This is a genomic window from Thermophilibacter provencensis (genome assembly GCF_900128445.1).
GTDB classification, from domain to species: domain Bacteria; phylum Actinomycetota; class Coriobacteriia; order Coriobacteriales; family Atopobiaceae; genus Thermophilibacter; species Thermophilibacter provencensis.
Genome location: NZ_LT671417.1, coordinates 1265169 through 1279916 on the forward strand (window position 1 = coordinate 1265169; position 14748 = coordinate 1279916).

Here is a 14748-nt window from a genome sequence, read left to right on the forward strand (position 1 = left end):
CGCAACGCGCGCGACGCTTTTGGGTATAGGAGTCGTAAGGACGCCGGCGCCCATCCGCCCCGTCCATGGCAATCGTAAGGAGGCAAGCATGGTTGACATCAAGATCTCTGGTCGCAAGGTAGGTGTCTCCGACTCCCTGCGCGCTCAGGTGGAGGAGAAGGTCGGCAACGCCCTCAAGGTGTTCGACATCAAGCCGATGACCTGCGATGTCGTCCTTCGCGTTGACAAGAACCCCTCCAACCCCGAGCGGAAGACCTGCGAGGTCACCGTCTTCGTCCGTGACAACGTGGTCCGCGTCGTCGCCAGCTCCGACGACATGTACGCCGCCATCGACGAGGCGGCCGACAAGGTCACCCGCCAGCTCCGCAAGTACAAGACGCGCGTCATCGACCGCCGTCAGCGCGTCGCCGCCGCCAAGACGGGCACCGTCACCCAGGAGGACCTCGCCGCCCTCATCGAGCCCACCGAGGACGAGACCGAGGACGACCAGCTCGTCCGCGAGAAGTACGTCGACCTCCTGCCCATGACCGAGGAGGAGGCGCTCGTCCAGACCGACCTCATCGGCCACGATTTCTATGTGTTCACCAATGCCACCACCGGGCTTGTCAACGTCATCTATCATCGAAAGAATGGCGGTTACGGAATCATCAAGCCCAAGATTGAGGAAGAGAATGAGCAGTAGCACTGAGTCCGCGGCGGTCACGGCCGCCGAGAACGAGGTCGACACCAACGCCCAGGCGTCGCGGGAGGCCGCGCGCCTGGGCCGCGCGTATCACGCGCGCGGGAACGTCAACCTCATCGTTGACTCCTGCGCCGACTTTGCGCCCGAGGTGGCGCGTGCCCTCGGCGTGGAGGTCATCCCGTTTCCCTACGTGATGTCGGACGGCGAGCACGCCGACGACCTGTGGGAGACCATGAGCGCGCACGACTTCTACGAGCGCATGCGCGCCGGCGAGCACGTCACCACCTCGGCCGTCACGCCCGGCCACTACCTCGAGGTCTTCGAGCGCGCCGCAGCCGAGGGCACCCCGACGGTCTACCTGGCCTTCACGCGCGGCCTCTCCTCGAGCGTGGACGCCGCGCGCCAGGCGGCGGACATGGTCCGCGAGGCGCACCCGGACTTCCAGATCTACGTCGTCGACAACGTCTGCCCGTCTGCCGCGGCCGAGCTTCTCGCCATCGAGGCCGTGCGACAGGTCGCCAACGGCCTCACCGCGGCCGAGCTGGTGGCCTGGGCCGAGGAGGCGCGCTACTACGTCCACGGCTACTTCACGCTCGACTCCTTCGACGCGCTCGCCCGCGGCGGGCGCATCCCGCCGGCGGCGGCCACGGTGGGCGGCAAGCTCGACATCAAGCCCGAGCTCTCCTATGACACCAACGGCGCCCTCACGCTGCGCGGCATGTGCCGCGGCCGCAAGAAGGCCCTGCGCGCCATCATCGCGGACTTCAGGGCCAACTACCTCGGCGCCGAGGGCGGGGACGAGAAGCTCCCCATGGCCATCGTCTCGGCGGACGCCGAGAAGGACGCGCTCTGGCTCGCCGACCAGGTCCGCAAGGAGCCCGGCTGCTCCGACGTCCCCATCATCTACAGCTCTGTGGGCCCCGTCATCGGCGCCCACGTGGGGCCCGGCATGGTCGCGCTGCTCTTCTGGGGCAAGGACCGCCGCGAGTCCCTCTCGTTTACGGACCGCATCGCCCGCAAGGTCCGCGGGCAGTAGGCAGGCCCCGGGCTGACAAAGGTGACAGGGTCGTTTGTCAGGTTTTCCGACTTGGCAAACCTGACAAACGACCCTGTCACCTTTGTCAGCCCGCCTTGGCGCATGAGGAAAGGAACACCCTTGCAGATCAGGAAGATCGCCTTCATCGGGACCGGCATCATGGGCGCGCCCATCGCCGGCCACATCATGGACGCCGGCTACGACGTCACCGTCCACAACCGCACGCGCGAGAAGGCCGAGGCCCTTCTCGCCCGCGGCGCGCACTGGGCGGACAGCCCCGCCGAGGCCGCGGCAGACGCCGACGTCGTCTTCACGATGCTCGGCTACCCCACGGACGTCGAGGACGTCTACCTCGCCACCGACGGGCTCATCCGCACCGCCAAGAAGGGCGCCTGGCTCATCGACCTCACGACGAGCTCGCCCGAGCTCGCGCGCGACATCCACGACGCTGCCGAGGTCGAGGACAAGCATGCCTTCGACTGCCCCGTCACGGGCGGCGAGCAGGGCGCGATCGACGGCACTCTCACGCTCATCGTCGGCGCTGCAGAGAAGGACGTGGAGGGCGTGCTGCCCGTGCTCGAGTCCTTCTCGTCCCGCCGCTTCTACTTCGACCAGCCGGGCGGCGGCCAGACCGCCAAGCTCTGCAACCAGGTGAGCCTCGTCTCGTGCATGGTCGGCTATGCCGATGCCCTCGCGCTCGCCCAGCAGTCCGGCATCGATCCGGAGCTCATGCTCGAGGTGCTCGCCAACGGCACCGGCGGCTCCGGCGCCTCCAGGACGCTCGCGCCCAAGTCGCTCGCGGGCGACTACAAGCCGGGCTTCCTCGTCGAGCACCTGCGCAAGGACGTCGCGCTGGCGCTGCGCCGCTCGGAGGACCTGGACATCACGCTGCCCGGCGCGGAGACCGCCTTCACGCTGCTCGACATGCTCTGCCAGATCGGCGGGTCGCGCATGGGCACGCAGGCGCTCACGCTGCTCTACCAGGAGGAGGAGACCTGCAAGGCGGCCGGGCTCGATTGGTCGCTCCTTGACCAGGGCGAGGACGAGGGAGACGGCCACGAGTGCTCCTGCGGCCACGACCACGGCGACGGCCACGAGTGCTGCGGCGGGCACCACCACGACCACGGCGACGGCCACGAGTGCCACTGCCATCACCACGAGTAATATCAAACATATCTGCAAATTGGGGACTGTCCCCAATTCACATAAGGAGAACCACTAGTTTTGAGTGCGACTGACACCCCCCAGAGCTCCATCGCGGTGCTCATCGACTACGAGAACCTCGCCCTCGGCACCGGCAGGCGCAAGCGCAACGGCCACCAGGAGCCGGGCCCGCTCCCCGACGTGAAGCTCATACTCGAGCGCCTTGTCGACAAGGGGCGCATCACGGCCAAGCGCGCCTACTGCGACTGGCAGCGCTTCACCGATGCCATCACGCCCCTCCACGAGCTCGGAATCGAGCTCATAGAGATTCCCGACCGCGCCTACACCGGCAAGAACTCCGCTGACATCCGCCTCGCGGTGGACGCGATGGAGATCTGCCTCACCAAGGACCACATCGACACCTTCGCCATCCTGTCCGGCGACTCGGACTTCTCGCCGCTCGTCGCCAAGCTCAAGGAGTTCGGCAAGACCGTGATCGGCGTGGGCATGAAGGAGGCCACGAGCACCCTTCTGGCCGAGGTCTGCGACGAGTTCATCTTCTACGAGGACATCACGCGCGGCCCGGGCATCCCCGACTTCCAGGGCAAGGTCCCCAAGGAGCGGGAGAAGTGCTACCAGCTGCTCTTCGAGACCATCGACGCGCTGCAGCGCGAAAGCGACTCGTTCATCCTCGCCTCGCGCCTCAAGGACACCATGAAGCGCAAGCGCCCGCAGTTCTCGGAGGCGTCGTACGGCTACCGCTCGTTCACGGCGCTTCTGCGCGAGGCGTCCAAGCTCGGGTTCATAGACATCCACCAGGACCCCAAGAGCGGCACGGCCGTGGTCGACGGGTTCAGCGAGTAGGTTCGGCTTTACAAGCAAGGGAGTTGGGAACATGGCAGATACCGCAGCTACCGAGGTCTCCGGCCTCGTTGAGGAGCTCTCCGGCGCGAGCAGGCGCCGCCGCCAGGAGGTCGCACACACGCTCGCGCTCGTGGCGCGCAGCAGGCCCGAGACGCTTCTCCCGCACGTCGACGCGCTCGTGGACGCGCTCTTCCGCCCCGAGGCGCAGACGCGCTGGGAGGTGCTCGACGCCCTCTCCGCCATCGCCGAGAAGGACCCGGACAGCGTGACGGGCGCCTTCGACGGAGCCGAGGCGTCGCTCTTCGACGACGGGTCGGCCACGGTGCGGCTTGCCGCCTTCGTCTTCCTGTGCCGCCTCGGCGCGAGCTCGCCCGAGCGCTCCGACGAGGTGTGGCCCCTCATCGACGAGGCCATCCAGTGCTATCACGGTGACGCCGAGTACCGCGACATGCTCGCCGCGCTGCTCGCCCTCGCCCAGGGGAACGCCTCCGACGCCACGAGAAAGGCGCTCGCCGCGCGCGTGAAGTTCGACTCCGAGAGCGGCTCTGGCTACATCAAGTCCTTCTCGGCGGAGATCGTTCAGGCTCTTTCATAGCTTGTGGGGGCCGCGAGGAGCGCGGCCGCGCGGGAGTAGAATCAGACGAATTGATTGTGGTGGCCGCGCCCGGGCGGGCGCGGCCGAGGTGAGGGGAGACCCATGGCAGACAAGAACAGCACCGCGGGCGAGAAGAACTCGCCGCTCTCGACCGCAGACGGGAAGGGTCGGGGGCTCGGCACGCCGGCGTGGGTGGCCATCTGCGTGGTGGTGCTCGTGGTGGGCGTGCTCTGCGGCCACTTCCTGCTCGGCGGCGCCGGAGCGGGCGCGTCTGCCGGCGTGGCGCTTGCGGGCAAGACGACGCTCTCCGAGCAGGAGCTTGACAGCACCATCGCCACCTATACCTACAACGGCCAGACGACGGGCATCACCGCGCGCGAGGTCATCGAGCAGAACTCGAGCGTCGAGGACGCCGCCAACGAGGACGGCACCTACAACGTGCCCACGGCTAACGACGTCGTGACCTACGCGCAGAACGCGGTGGTCCTGGCCGACGCCGCGGCGCAGGGCGCCACGGTCTCGGACGACGAGGTGTCGGCCTTCGCCGAGCAGATGTTCGGCACGAGCGACTACGCCACCATCGCGAGCAACTACGGCATCGACGAGGAGATCGCCAAGGCGACCATCGCCGACTCCGCGACGATGTCCAAGCTGCGCGACTCGGTGGTCTCCACGCCGCTGCCCGACGCGCCGACGGCGCCTACCGAGCCCGAGGAGGGCGCGGAGGACACCCCGACGGCCGACTATGCGAGCTACATCATCGAGCTTCTCGGCGACGAGTGGGACTCCGAGGCGGGCACCTGGGCACGCCAGGACGGCGACTACTACGCCACGCTCTCGAGCTACGAGATCACCAACGACTCCGCCACCTACGCCGCGGCGGAGGCGGCCTATCAGGTGGCGTCGAACAACTACTCCGAGGTGGCCACGCAGGTGAGCGAGGAGTGGGTCGCCTACACGAGGAACCTGCTTTCCAACGCCACCGTCCAGGTGGGCTCGCTCGTGGCCTCCTAGCGGGGCGCGCGTGCGCGTCTGCGTGAGCGCCTGCCTGCTCGGCGAGCCCGTCCGCTACGATGGGGGAGCCAAGCCGACGGGCGAGGTCATGGAACTTGCGTCAAAGACCGAGGCCTGCCGCGTCTGCCCCGAGCGCGCGGCGGGCCTCCCGTGTCCCCGGCCTCCGGCCGAGCGGGTTGGGGGGCGCGTCCTTCTCGCCACGGGCGAGGACGTGACGGGGGCGTTCGCCCGCGGCGCCGAGGCCTGCGCCGCCTCGGTCGCCCGCTTTGGGGCGACGCTCGCCGTGCTCAAGGCAAAGAGCCCGTCGTGCGGCGTCGGACTCGTCTACGATGGAACCTACTCTGGAAGACTTGTTCCGGGCCGGGGCGTCCTTGCCGACCGGCTCGCGAGGGAGGGGATCTGCATGGTCACCGAGGACACCGTCCGCGCCTGCAAGCCGAGCGTGGAGCATCCCGTCGCCATCGTGCTCGGAAGCGGGCTGGGGCATCTGGGGACGCTCGTGCGCCCGGTCCGGCGCATCGACTACCAGGACATCGACGGCTTCCCGGCCACGGCGCGCCCCGTGCCGGGGCATCGCTTCGAGGCAACGGTGGGCACGATCGACGGCGTCCCCGTGGTGGTCTATCCCGGGCGCATCCACCTCTACCAGGGCTACTCCGCCGCCGAGGTGACCTCGCTCGTGCGCCATGCGCACCATCTGGGCTGCCGCGACATCGTCTTCGCCTGCGCGACGGGCGCCGTGCCCGGCCAGGCGCACGTGGGACTGGGCATCCTCACGGACCAGGTCAACCTCACCGGCCGCAACCCGCTCGCCGAGTGGGACGGCCTGCGCGACGTGGACAGCCCCTTCGTTGACATGAACGACGCGTACTCTCCCTACCTGCGCACCATCGCCCGCGGCGTGGCCGACGACCTCGGCATCGCCGTGGAGGAGGGCGTCTATGCGGGCGTGCTCGGCCCCTGCTTCGAGACTCCGGCCGAGGTGGCGGCGCTGCGCGCGCTCGGCGTCTCCTACGTGGGCATGTCCACGGTGCTCGAGGTCATCATGGCCCGCGCCCTCGGGATGAGCGTGCTTGGCCTCACGCTTGCCGCAAACGAGTCTGGCGCCCCCTCGGTGAGCCACGACAGCGTCCTCGCGACGGCGGGGGAGTATGCCGAGGACTTCGAGCGCCTCGTGCGCGGCGTGCTGCGCCTGCTGTAGGGCCACGCGGCGCCGGGCGGCGGGCCGGGGCGCGGAAGGGGGATGCTGCGTCGCAGGGCGAGAAAAACGGGGGTTGCGCCGCGACCGCGCATCTCGTATAGTACTTATCTGCTGATACGCCAGCTTAGCTCAGTTGGTAGAGCACCGCTCTCGTAAAGCGGGGGTCACCAGTTCGAGTCTGGTAGCTGGCTCCAGCGTAATCTCGCAGCCCGGAGGCCATGTGGCCCCGGGCTGCTTTCTTATCTCAAGGTGGTTCAATGTGAAAAATATTGTTTGAAAATTATCATAGAGAATATTAGTGACTACATGTAATAGAATAAGTACATGACGGATTAGAGTGGAAGAGGACATGAGGGACGGACCCAGGCCGATATGAGAGGACGGGATCGCGATGCCCATCGTGATGAGGCTCGACAGGATGCTCGCGCAGCGAAAGATCACCTCCAAGGAGCTCGCCGCCCGCGTGGGGGTCTCCGAGGTGACCGTGTCCTGCATCAAGCGGGGGAGGGTCCAAGGCATACGGTTTGCGCAGCTCGAGGCATTCTGCCAGGTGCTTCGCTGCAAGCCGGGGGACCTCATCGACTACGTCGAACCCTAGGGCATGCTCGGGCGGCGCTCCGTGTCCGCACGCGTCACGCATGGACGGAGGACCTTCGCGTCGCGTATTGTAAGCTCTCTGTAAGCAACGGCGAACGGAGGCCGCCTTTGGCCGCTTTTCGCGCTATTTGGGACGACCTTACGCTATCCTTATCAAGCGTTAACAAAGCTGTGACAAATGGCCGCCTTGGTGGCCGGTGAGGAAGCGAGCACGCCCTTGATTAGCTTTGAACAGTTTCTCGGCGTCCTGTCGAGCAATCCCTTCCTGATCATCGTCATGGTCCTCGTCATGGGCACTATCTTCGTCAACGGTGCCACTGATGCGGCCAACGCCATCGCCGAGCCCGTCGGAACTCGTTCCATCGACGTGGACTCGGCGATTTTTATGAGCGTCATCTGCAACTTCGTCGGCCTCGTCGCCATGTCGTTCATCTCCACCGCCGTCGCGGACACCATCTCCGGCATGGTCGACTTCGGCGGGGACTCCCATGCGGCGCTGATTGCGCTGGCCGCGGCCACGGTGGGCATCGTTACCTGGGGCCTCGGAGCCTGGGCCTTCGGCATCCCCACCTCGGAGAGCCATGCCCTCATCGCCGGCCTCACGGGCGCCGCACTTGCGGTCTCCGGCGGCCTTGACGGCGTGAACGGCGCCGAGTGGATTAAGGTCGTCTATGGCCTCGCGCTCTCCACCGTGCTCGGCTTTCTCGCCGGCTGGGCGATCTCCAAGATCATCCCCATCGCGTGCAAGAACGCCGACCGGCGGACGGCTAACAACTTCTTCGGTCGCATGCAGGTGCTCGGCGCTGCGGGCGTGGCCCTCATGCACGGCGCGCAGGACGGCCAGAAGTTCATGTCCACCGCCATGCTCGCCATCGCGCTCTCGCTCAACATGACGGTCGGCGACATGGGCGGCTTCCCCCTCTGGATCATGGTCCTCTGTGCCGCGGTCATGGCCATCGGTACGGCCGTCGGCGGCAAAAAGATCATCAAGAAGGTCGGCATGGAGATGGTGCGCCTGGACAAGTACCAGGGGTTTGCCGCCTCCGTCTCGGCCACGGCGAGCCTGCTCATCGCCACGCTGACGGGCCTTCCCGTCTCCACCACGCACACCAAGACCGCCGCGATCATGGGCGCCGGCGCAGCCAAGGACCCCAAGTCCGTCAACTGGGGCGTCGCCAAGGAGATGGTCCTCACCTGGGTGTTCACGTTCCCGGGCTGCGGCATCATCGGCTTCATCCTCGCCAAGCTCTTCCTGGTCCTGTTCTAAGCGCCGAGCGCGCGTTCTTCTCGCCACAGACAAAGGAGTTGCCATGCCCCGCATCAAGAAGGAAGACGAGTTCTACACCATGCTCAAGGAGTTCGCCGCCCTCATCACCGAGGCCGCGAACGCGTACAATGCCATCATCGCGGAGTTCCCCGAGTCGATGAGCAGCATCCCGCAGATGAAGGTCTACGAGTCCACCTGCGACGAGCGCGTGAAGGCCATCATGGCCAAGCTCTACACCTCCTTCATCACGCCGATCGACCGCGAGGACATCTCCTCCCTCGCCCTCGCCATGGACGACGTCGTTGACTCCATGTACGGCGTGGCGGTCCGCCTTGACCTCTTCAACCTCTCCGACCTGCGCCTCGAGGCCAAGCAGATCTCCGAGCTCACCGTGCACGCGGTGACCGAGATGCAGGAGATGATCAACCACCTGCCCGACTACAAGAAGGACCGCATCGTCCTGGAGAAGGCCATCGAGATCGGCACCGTCGAGGACGAGGGCGACACCGTCTATCAGAAAGCGCTGCGCCGCCTCTTCTCCGACGAGGAGGACGCGAGCGGCAAGTACGCGGTCAGCTGGCTGCGCATCTTCGACCGCATGGAGCTCTGCCTCGACGCGTGCGATCGCGTCTCCGGCATCGTTCGCGACATCATCATGAAGGACGCGTAGCGAGAAGAACGTCTCGCGTGTGGGGCCGCCCCGCCTGCCGGCCTCCGGGTTTCACACGAGAGTGCGCTGCGCGGAACTCTCGCTTAGAAACCCGGAGGCCGGCAGGCGGGGCGGCTTCATCCCGAGCATGTTCGTGGGGACGCTGCCCGAGGACAAGCGCCCGAGCGCCTGCATCGGCTGCGGGAGCTGCGCGGCGGTCTGCCCGCAGCAGATCGACATCCCCGGCACGCTGGCCGGGTTCGCGGAGAGGTTCGCGGGCTAGCGGCGTGCGGCGCGCATCGCGCGGCAAGAATGATGACGGGGCGGCGCCGCCCCGCGAGGGGTGCTCGTTGAGATAGCGGAGCAGGTCATAGACGTTGACGAGCTCGAGATGCCTGGTAAGGCGCCAGGAGGCGACGAGGGCGATAAGCCATGCCCCAAAGACGGCGCAATGGAGATACGCCCATCCTTGCGTGGAGAAGACGGGGCTCAGATTCCATGCGCTGCCGGTGACGCTGACTTCGACGAACAGCGAGAAGAGCATGTTGGCCGTGAAGAGCGCGGCCAACGCCCGCGCCCTCTCGTCGGCGCGGCGCCTGATTTCCGGAACGTCGTCGCCGACGAGGGCGTCGACGGTGGTGCCGAGCTCGTTCGCCATGACCTTGAGGCTGACGATGTCGGGCAGCGTCTTGTTGCGCTCCCAGTTTGAGACGGTCTGGCGACTCACGTGACAGAGCTCGGCAAGCTGGTCCTGGCGCATGCCGGCGGCCTCGCGGTGCTCTCGTACGCGCGTGCCCACATCCATGGTCCCTCGCTTTCCTCGGCTGCTGACAGCGTATCCGTTGGGTGGGCGGCGTGGGTGCCGCATCGTGTCAAAATGCTTTGACATGCAGGTCAGCGGGGGTCTGGTACACTGACGGGGACTGCAGCCGTCCCCTTGGAGGAGCAATGCCACGACCCGAGAGCCTCGACGCCGTGCTCTTTGACTTTGACGGAACGCTCTGCAACACCGAGATCGAGAACCTCTACCTGGCGCAGGACATCCTGCGTCAGATGGGCGCGGAGGTCTCGCGCGAGGAGCTCGAGGTGCTCACGGGCGGGGAGGACCGCGTGACGGTTCCGCCCATCCTCGAGCGCCATCACGTGGCGGGGACCATCGACGACTACGAGCGCCTGCGTGACGACTGCTACCGAACGTATGCCGAGGCTTCGCTCTCGGTGGAGCCGGGGGCGACCGAGCTGCTGGACGACCTGCGGGCGCGCGGCGTCAAGGTTGGGCTCGTGTCGATGACGGTCTCGCGCTGCATCCTCACGGCGCTCGCGCGGCTGGGGATCCTGAGCCGCTTCGACGCCATCGTCTGCGGGGACATGGTCGAGAACCGCAAGCCGGCGCCCGACCCGTACCTGCGCGCGATGGAGCTTCTGGGCGTGCGCCCGTCGGCCTGCGTGGCCGTGGAGGACTCGCCGACGGGCATCGCCTCGGCGAAGGCGGCCGGCTGCTATGTCATAGCCTATACCGGATGCGACATCGTCCAAGACGTGAGCGCCGCCGACGAGGTCATCAATTCTTTCTGCTAATCCTGACAAAGGCGACAGGGCAAGTTGTCATGAATTCCTTCATGACAACTTGCCCTGTCGCCTTTGTCAACCTTTGTCAGAAAGACCTCTACAGGGTTGCAGCAAACGCCAGGAGCTCGTCGACGTCCTTCTCGCCGGTGGCCCAGGAGCACACGAAGCGCGTCACCACGCGGCCGTCGCCCAGATCGTAGAAGGTCTCGGCGCCGCACGCCGCCTCGAAGGCGTCGCGCTGCTCGGCGCTCGTGACAAAGAACTGCTGGTTGGAGGGTGCCTCGCCGTAGGGCGTGAAGCCCAGGCGCACGAGCCCGTCGCGCAGGCGCAGCGCACACTCGTTGGCGTTTCTCGCCAGGCGCCAGTAGAGCGCCTCGCCGCCGTCCGCCGGACGGGCGAAGGCCGCCTCGAACTGCACGCCCAGCAGGCGCCCCTTGGCGAGCAGGCCTCCGCGCTCCTTCTGCAGGTAGGGGAAGGCCTCGCGCAGGCGCGGGTGCGAGATGACCATGGCCTCGCCCATGAGCAGGCCGTTCTTGGTGCCTCCGATGTAGAAGGCGCCGCAGCGCGCGGCGATGTGCTCCAGCGTGAGGCCGCCGGCGGCCGGTGAGGTGAGGGCCGACCCCAGGCGCGCCCCGTCGAGAAAGACCGGCAGGCCGCGGTCGTCCGCCCAGTCGCAGATGGCGTCGAAGCGCGCGAGGTCCCACACGCCGCCGAGCTCGGTGGTGTTTGAGATGTAGACGCAGCCGGGGCGCGTCATGTGGCGGCCCGTGGAGGTCTGGAAGCGCCAGACGCGCTCTGCGGCCTCCGGCGTGAGGAAGCCGTCGCGGTCGTCCGTGGGCAGCACGGTGCGCCCGCAGGCGGCCACGGCGCCCGTCTCGTGCACGTTGATGTGGGCGTCCGGCGTGCAGACGGCGCCCTCCCAGTCGCGCAGGAGCCCCGTCACGCCGATCACGTTGGCCGACGTCCCGCCGACGCAGAACTCCACGTCCACGTCGTCGCGCCCGCACGCGGCGCGGACGAGCTCACGGGCGCGCTCGCAGTGGGCGTCTCCCTCCTCGGTGTAGCCGGGCGTCTGCTCGTCGTTGGTGGCCACGAGCGCGGCCAGGACCTCGGGCGCAGCGCCCTCTGAGTAGTCGTTGCGGAACATGCGCATGGTGGGCCTCGGCTCTCTCGGCAAGGGGTTGGTGTCCCCGCAATGTTACAACCTCCGCAACCTGTCGTTCTTCTCGCCCTGAATGGGTTTATCGTTTGCGCAGCACACAATCCCGGCACGAGGGGGCAATCATGGCAGTGGAGAAGAAGGACATCGACTGGGGCAGCCTCGGCTTTGCCTATCAGCCCACCGACTACAGCTACGTCTGCAACTATCACGACGGCACCTGGGAGGAGGGCGGCCTCACCACCGACCACACCCTCACGCTCTCCGAGTGCGCGGGCATCTTCCACTACTGCCAGGAGGTCTTCGAGGGCCTCAAGGCCTACACCACCAAGGACGGTGACATCGTCTGCTTCCGCCCTGACCTCAACGCCTCCCGCATGGCCGACTCCGCTCGCCGCATCGTGATGCCGCCGTTCCCGGAGGACAAGTTCGTCGAGGCGGTCAAGATGGTCGTCAAGGCCAACGAGGCATGGGTGCCGCCCTTTGGCTCGGGCGCCACGCTCTACGTCCGCCCGTTCATGGTCGCCACCGGCAACGTCATCGGCGTCAAGCCGGCCGACGAGTACCAGTTCCGCATCCTCGTGACGCCCGTGGGCCCCTACTACTCCGGCGGCGTCAAGCCGGTCGCCGTGAAGGTCCCCGAGTACGACCGTGCCGCCCCGCACGGCACCGGCGCCATCAAGGCCGGACTCAACTATGCGATGTCCCTCTACCCGAGCGTCCAGGCGCATGCCGAGGGCTTCGCGGACAACATGTTCCTCGACCCGCAGACCCACACCTACGTGGAGGAGTCCGGCGGCGCCAACTTCATGTTCGTGGACCGCGAGGGCACGATCGTGGTGCCGCAGTCCGCCACCGACTCCATCCTGCCCTCCATCACGCGCCGCAGCCTCGTGCAGGTGGCGCGCGAGATGCTCGGCATGACCGTGGTGGAGCGCCCGGTCACCTTCGAGGAGGTCGCGAGCGGCGCCTTCGTGGAGTGCGGCATGTGCGGTACCGCGGCCGTGATCTCCCCGGTGGGCAAGGTCGTCAACGGTGACGTCGAGGTCGTCTTCGGCGAGGGCGGCATGGAGCACGTCGGTCCCGTCATGGCGAAGCTGCGCGAGACGCTCACCGGCATCCAGGCCGGCGAGGTCGAGGGCCCCGAGGGCTGGGTCGTCAAGATCGCCTAGCGCCAGGCGAGAAGAACCTGTCGTCCGTCAGCCGCCCCTGCCCGCCTGGGTGGGGGCGGCCGCTTGCGCCGGCCCTCGCCCCGCCCTGGAGCGGGTCGGCTCCGGGTACGTACACCACCCGCCCGGGTACGTACGCGACTTCCCTGTTGAGGCATTGACCCGTGCGACAAATCCGCAGGTAGGCATGGTGGCGAAAGTGTATCAAACTCACAACTTAGTACGCACCCGGCGTGGGGTTGTACGTACCCGGACGGGAGGTGTACGTACCCGGAGGCTTGTAGCCTACTCCAGGTGAATGACGCCCTCCGCCTCGTCGACGCTGGCCGTGAGGTCGAAGAGGGCCGCGAAGTCCTCGACCGGCATTGCCACGGCGTCAGAGAGGCCCGCCTCCTCGGCGCTGCAGCTCACCGTGCTGATGCGGCCGTTGAGCTCCAGGCGCGCGACCTTCCTGTTGTTCTCCATGCCGACGTATTCCATGTGGCCCCGCACGTCGCCGACCTCCCACGAGAACCCGGTTGCGTCCTTCTCGTAGCTTCCGCCCGCGAGCTGGGCCACCTGCTGGACGAGCCACGAGCCGCTTTCGTCCCGGTCGCGCGGGTCCGTGCCGTCCATGTTGACGCGCACGAGGTAGCAGCCCTGCTCGTCGCTCCAGTGGGCGACGACGCCCCCGCCGGCGGAGATGTGGTCGCGCTGGTAGGGGTTGGTGGCGTCTCCCCAGGAGGTCTCGCCCAGGCCAAACGGGACCTCCTCGCCGCGCACCGCGATGCGGTCGATGGTGGTGCGGTGCAGCGCCTCCAGGAGGCGCTCGGGCAGCGTGGCGTCGGCCGGCGCCACGCCGTCGGCGATGAGCTGGGCATAGGCGCTTGCGAGCGTCTCGAGGTCCTCCTCGGCGTCAAGCTCGCCGTAGAGCGCGACGTCCCCCAGCTGCTTCCAGCCCGTGGGATCGCCGTCCTCCGCCGAGAAAGTGCCGTCGAACCAGCGGATGGCCACGCTCGTGGAGGCGTTCTCGCGGACCCACTCGGCGGGGTTGTACGAAAGCTCGGGCTCGTAGAGGGCGTCGACCTCCTCGAGCAGCGCGAGCGCCTCCTCGAGCTGGGCATAGTTGCGCACGTAGAGCTCTGGCCAGTCGGGCAAGAAGATGATGCCCGACTCGCCCTGACCGGCAATCCGCTCCGAGAGCTCCGTGACGACGTCGTCGTGGTAGAGGTCCCTGACTGCGGAGGGGTAGTCGCAAGACACGCGCGGCTTGGGCCCGGAGGGGAACTTGCCGCTCACGGGCTCGGTTATCTCGCCAGAGGCGGTGAAGGTGAGGTCGCGCTCGGTCGAGCGCAGCGTGTAGACGACCTTCTGCGGAACCTCGCGCACCTCCTCGGACGCCACGACCTCGAAGCCCTCGTTGGGGCACTGGAGCGCGGCGTAGTCAAGCACCTCTGCCTCGCTCGGCGCGGGCGAGTCGATGGGGACGCCGCAGGCGGCAAGGCAGCAGGTGACGAGCAGGGCGAGAAGAGCGGAGCGCGCGCGTCCCATGGGCGCCTCCTTACAGGGCGGTGGCGTGGCCACATTGTAGCAGCGGGGCCGGACGGCACGTCCTTCTCGCGGCGCGTACGGGCTGGGCGCTGCGGTTTTCGGGGTCGTGGCAGTCTGGCGCGACGGGGCGTAGCGGAAAATGGGGTTGTGGCAGGGCTGGGGCTGCCACGACCCCGCTTCTCGCAACGTGACATCACAAAAGCCCAGATGGCTGTTCTGGCGCGCTGCCACAACCCATTTTTAGGCAACGCCCCGCGAGCGGAGATTGCCATA

Annotated in this window: 16 protein-coding genes, 1 tRNA gene and 1 pseudogene; 15 read left to right on the top strand and 3 right to left on the bottom strand. The window is 67.4% G+C overall.

What is annotated here, in order from left to right; genetic code table 11:
* Window positions 1–88: 88 nt before the first annotated feature.
* The 13 genes from hpf (at window position 89) to BQ7391_RS12745 (ending at window position 9779) form a co-directional block, all read left to right on the top strand.
* The gene (gene hpf, locus BQ7391_RS05735; protein WP_075279725.1) at window positions 89–682 is read left to right on the top strand and encodes a ribosome hibernation-promoting factor, HPF/YfiA family; all 594 of its coding nucleotides are present in this window, start codon (window positions 89–91) and stop codon (window positions 680–682) included.
* Window positions 672–1718, top strand: a complete 1047-nt coding sequence (locus tag BQ7391_RS05740; RefSeq protein ID WP_075279726.1) for a DegV family protein — start codon at window positions 672–674, stop codon at window positions 1716–1718. The genes hpf and BQ7391_RS05740 overlap by 11 nt, the downstream gene beginning before the upstream one ends.
* 102 nt (window positions 1719–1820) lie before the next feature.
* Entirely contained in the window at window positions 1821–2882 is a 1062-nt protein-coding gene (locus BQ7391_RS05745; protein ID WP_075279727.1) for an NAD(P)-dependent oxidoreductase, read from the top strand.
* A 60-nt stretch (window positions 2883–2942) separates the two neighbouring features.
* The gene (locus tag BQ7391_RS05750) at window positions 2943–3725 is read left to right on the top strand and encodes an NYN domain-containing protein (protein WP_075279728.1); all 783 of its coding nucleotides are present in this window, start codon (window positions 2943–2945) and stop codon (window positions 3723–3725) included.
* A gap of 31 nt (window positions 3726–3756) precedes the next feature.
* A complete protein-coding gene (locus BQ7391_RS05755; RefSeq protein ID WP_075279729.1) occupies window positions 3757–4320 on the top strand; it encodes a hypothetical protein in 564 nt (187 codons plus the stop codon).
* A 102-nt stretch (window positions 4321–4422) separates the two neighbouring features.
* Window positions 4423–5334 (top strand): hypothetical protein, encoded by a 912-nt coding sequence (locus BQ7391_RS05760; protein WP_083662126.1) that lies wholly within the window; start codon window positions 4423–4425, stop codon window positions 5332–5334.
* Window positions 5335–5344: 10 nt separating this feature from the next.
* Window positions 5345–6535 (top strand): purine-nucleoside phosphorylase, encoded by a 1191-nt coding sequence (locus tag BQ7391_RS05765; RefSeq protein ID WP_075279730.1) that lies wholly within the window; start codon window positions 5345–5347, stop codon window positions 6533–6535.
* 118 nt (window positions 6536–6653) lie between these two features.
* Window positions 6654–6729: transfer RNA gene (locus BQ7391_RS05770), tRNA-Thr, on the top strand.
* A 197-nt stretch (window positions 6730–6926) separates the two neighbouring features.
* Entirely contained in the window at window positions 6927–7133 is a 207-nt protein-coding gene (locus tag BQ7391_RS05775; protein WP_075279731.1) for a helix-turn-helix domain-containing protein, read from the top strand.
* A 216-nt stretch (window positions 7134–7349) separates the two neighbouring features.
* Window positions 7350–8399, top strand: a complete 1050-nt coding sequence (locus BQ7391_RS05780) for an inorganic phosphate transporter (RefSeq protein ID WP_075279732.1) — start codon at window positions 7350–7352, stop codon at window positions 8397–8399.
* Window positions 8400–8442: 43 nt separating this feature from the next.
* Window positions 8443–9069, top strand: a complete 627-nt coding sequence (locus BQ7391_RS05785; RefSeq protein ID WP_075279733.1) for a DUF47 domain-containing protein — start codon at window positions 8443–8445, stop codon at window positions 9067–9069.
* 127 nt (window positions 9070–9196) lie between these two features.
* A complete protein-coding gene (locus tag BQ7391_RS05790; RefSeq protein WP_083662255.1) occupies window positions 9197–9331 on the top strand; it encodes a 4Fe-4S binding protein in 135 nt (44 codons plus the stop codon).
* 259 nt (window positions 9332–9590) lie between these two features.
* Window positions 9591–9779: a hypothetical protein gene (locus BQ7391_RS12745; RefSeq protein ID WP_408033462.1), complete on the top strand. Its 189-nt coding sequence runs from the start codon at window positions 9591–9593 to the stop codon at window positions 9777–9779.
* Here the strand turns inward: BQ7391_RS12745 and BQ7391_RS12680 are convergent.
* Window positions 9686–9937: pseudogene (locus BQ7391_RS12680) on the bottom strand (helix-turn-helix transcriptional regulator); the annotation flags it as partial. The gene BQ7391_RS12745 and the pseudogene BQ7391_RS12680 sit on opposite strands and share 94 nt — an antisense overlap.
* Window positions 9938–9996: 59 nt before the next feature.
* Between BQ7391_RS12680 and BQ7391_RS05800 the strand changes: the two are divergent.
* The gene (locus BQ7391_RS05800) at window positions 9997–10626 is read left to right on the top strand and encodes an HAD family hydrolase (protein ID WP_075279734.1); all 630 of its coding nucleotides are present in this window, start codon (window positions 9997–9999) and stop codon (window positions 10624–10626) included.
* Between the two features lie 88 nt (window positions 10627–10714).
* On the opposite strand, the gene BQ7391_RS05805 is transcribed toward BQ7391_RS05800, so the two are convergent.
* Window positions 10715–11770 (bottom strand): threonine aldolase family protein, encoded by a 1056-nt coding sequence (locus tag BQ7391_RS05805; protein WP_075279735.1) that lies wholly within the window; start codon window positions 11768–11770, stop codon window positions 10715–10717.
* Window positions 11771–11901: 131 nt separating this feature from the next.
* Between BQ7391_RS05805 and BQ7391_RS05810 the strand changes: the two genes are divergently transcribed.
* Window positions 11902–12948 (top strand): branched-chain amino acid aminotransferase, encoded by a 1047-nt coding sequence (locus BQ7391_RS05810; RefSeq protein ID WP_075279736.1) that lies wholly within the window; start codon window positions 11902–11904, stop codon window positions 12946–12948.
* 282 nt (window positions 12949–13230) lie between these two features.
* Here the strand turns inward: BQ7391_RS05810 and BQ7391_RS05815 are convergent, their stop codons facing one another.
* Window positions 13231–14475: a hypothetical protein gene (locus tag BQ7391_RS05815; protein WP_075279737.1), complete on the bottom strand. Its 1245-nt coding sequence runs from the start codon at window positions 14473–14475 to the stop codon at window positions 13231–13233.
* Between the last annotated feature and the right edge of the window lie 273 nt (window positions 14476–14748).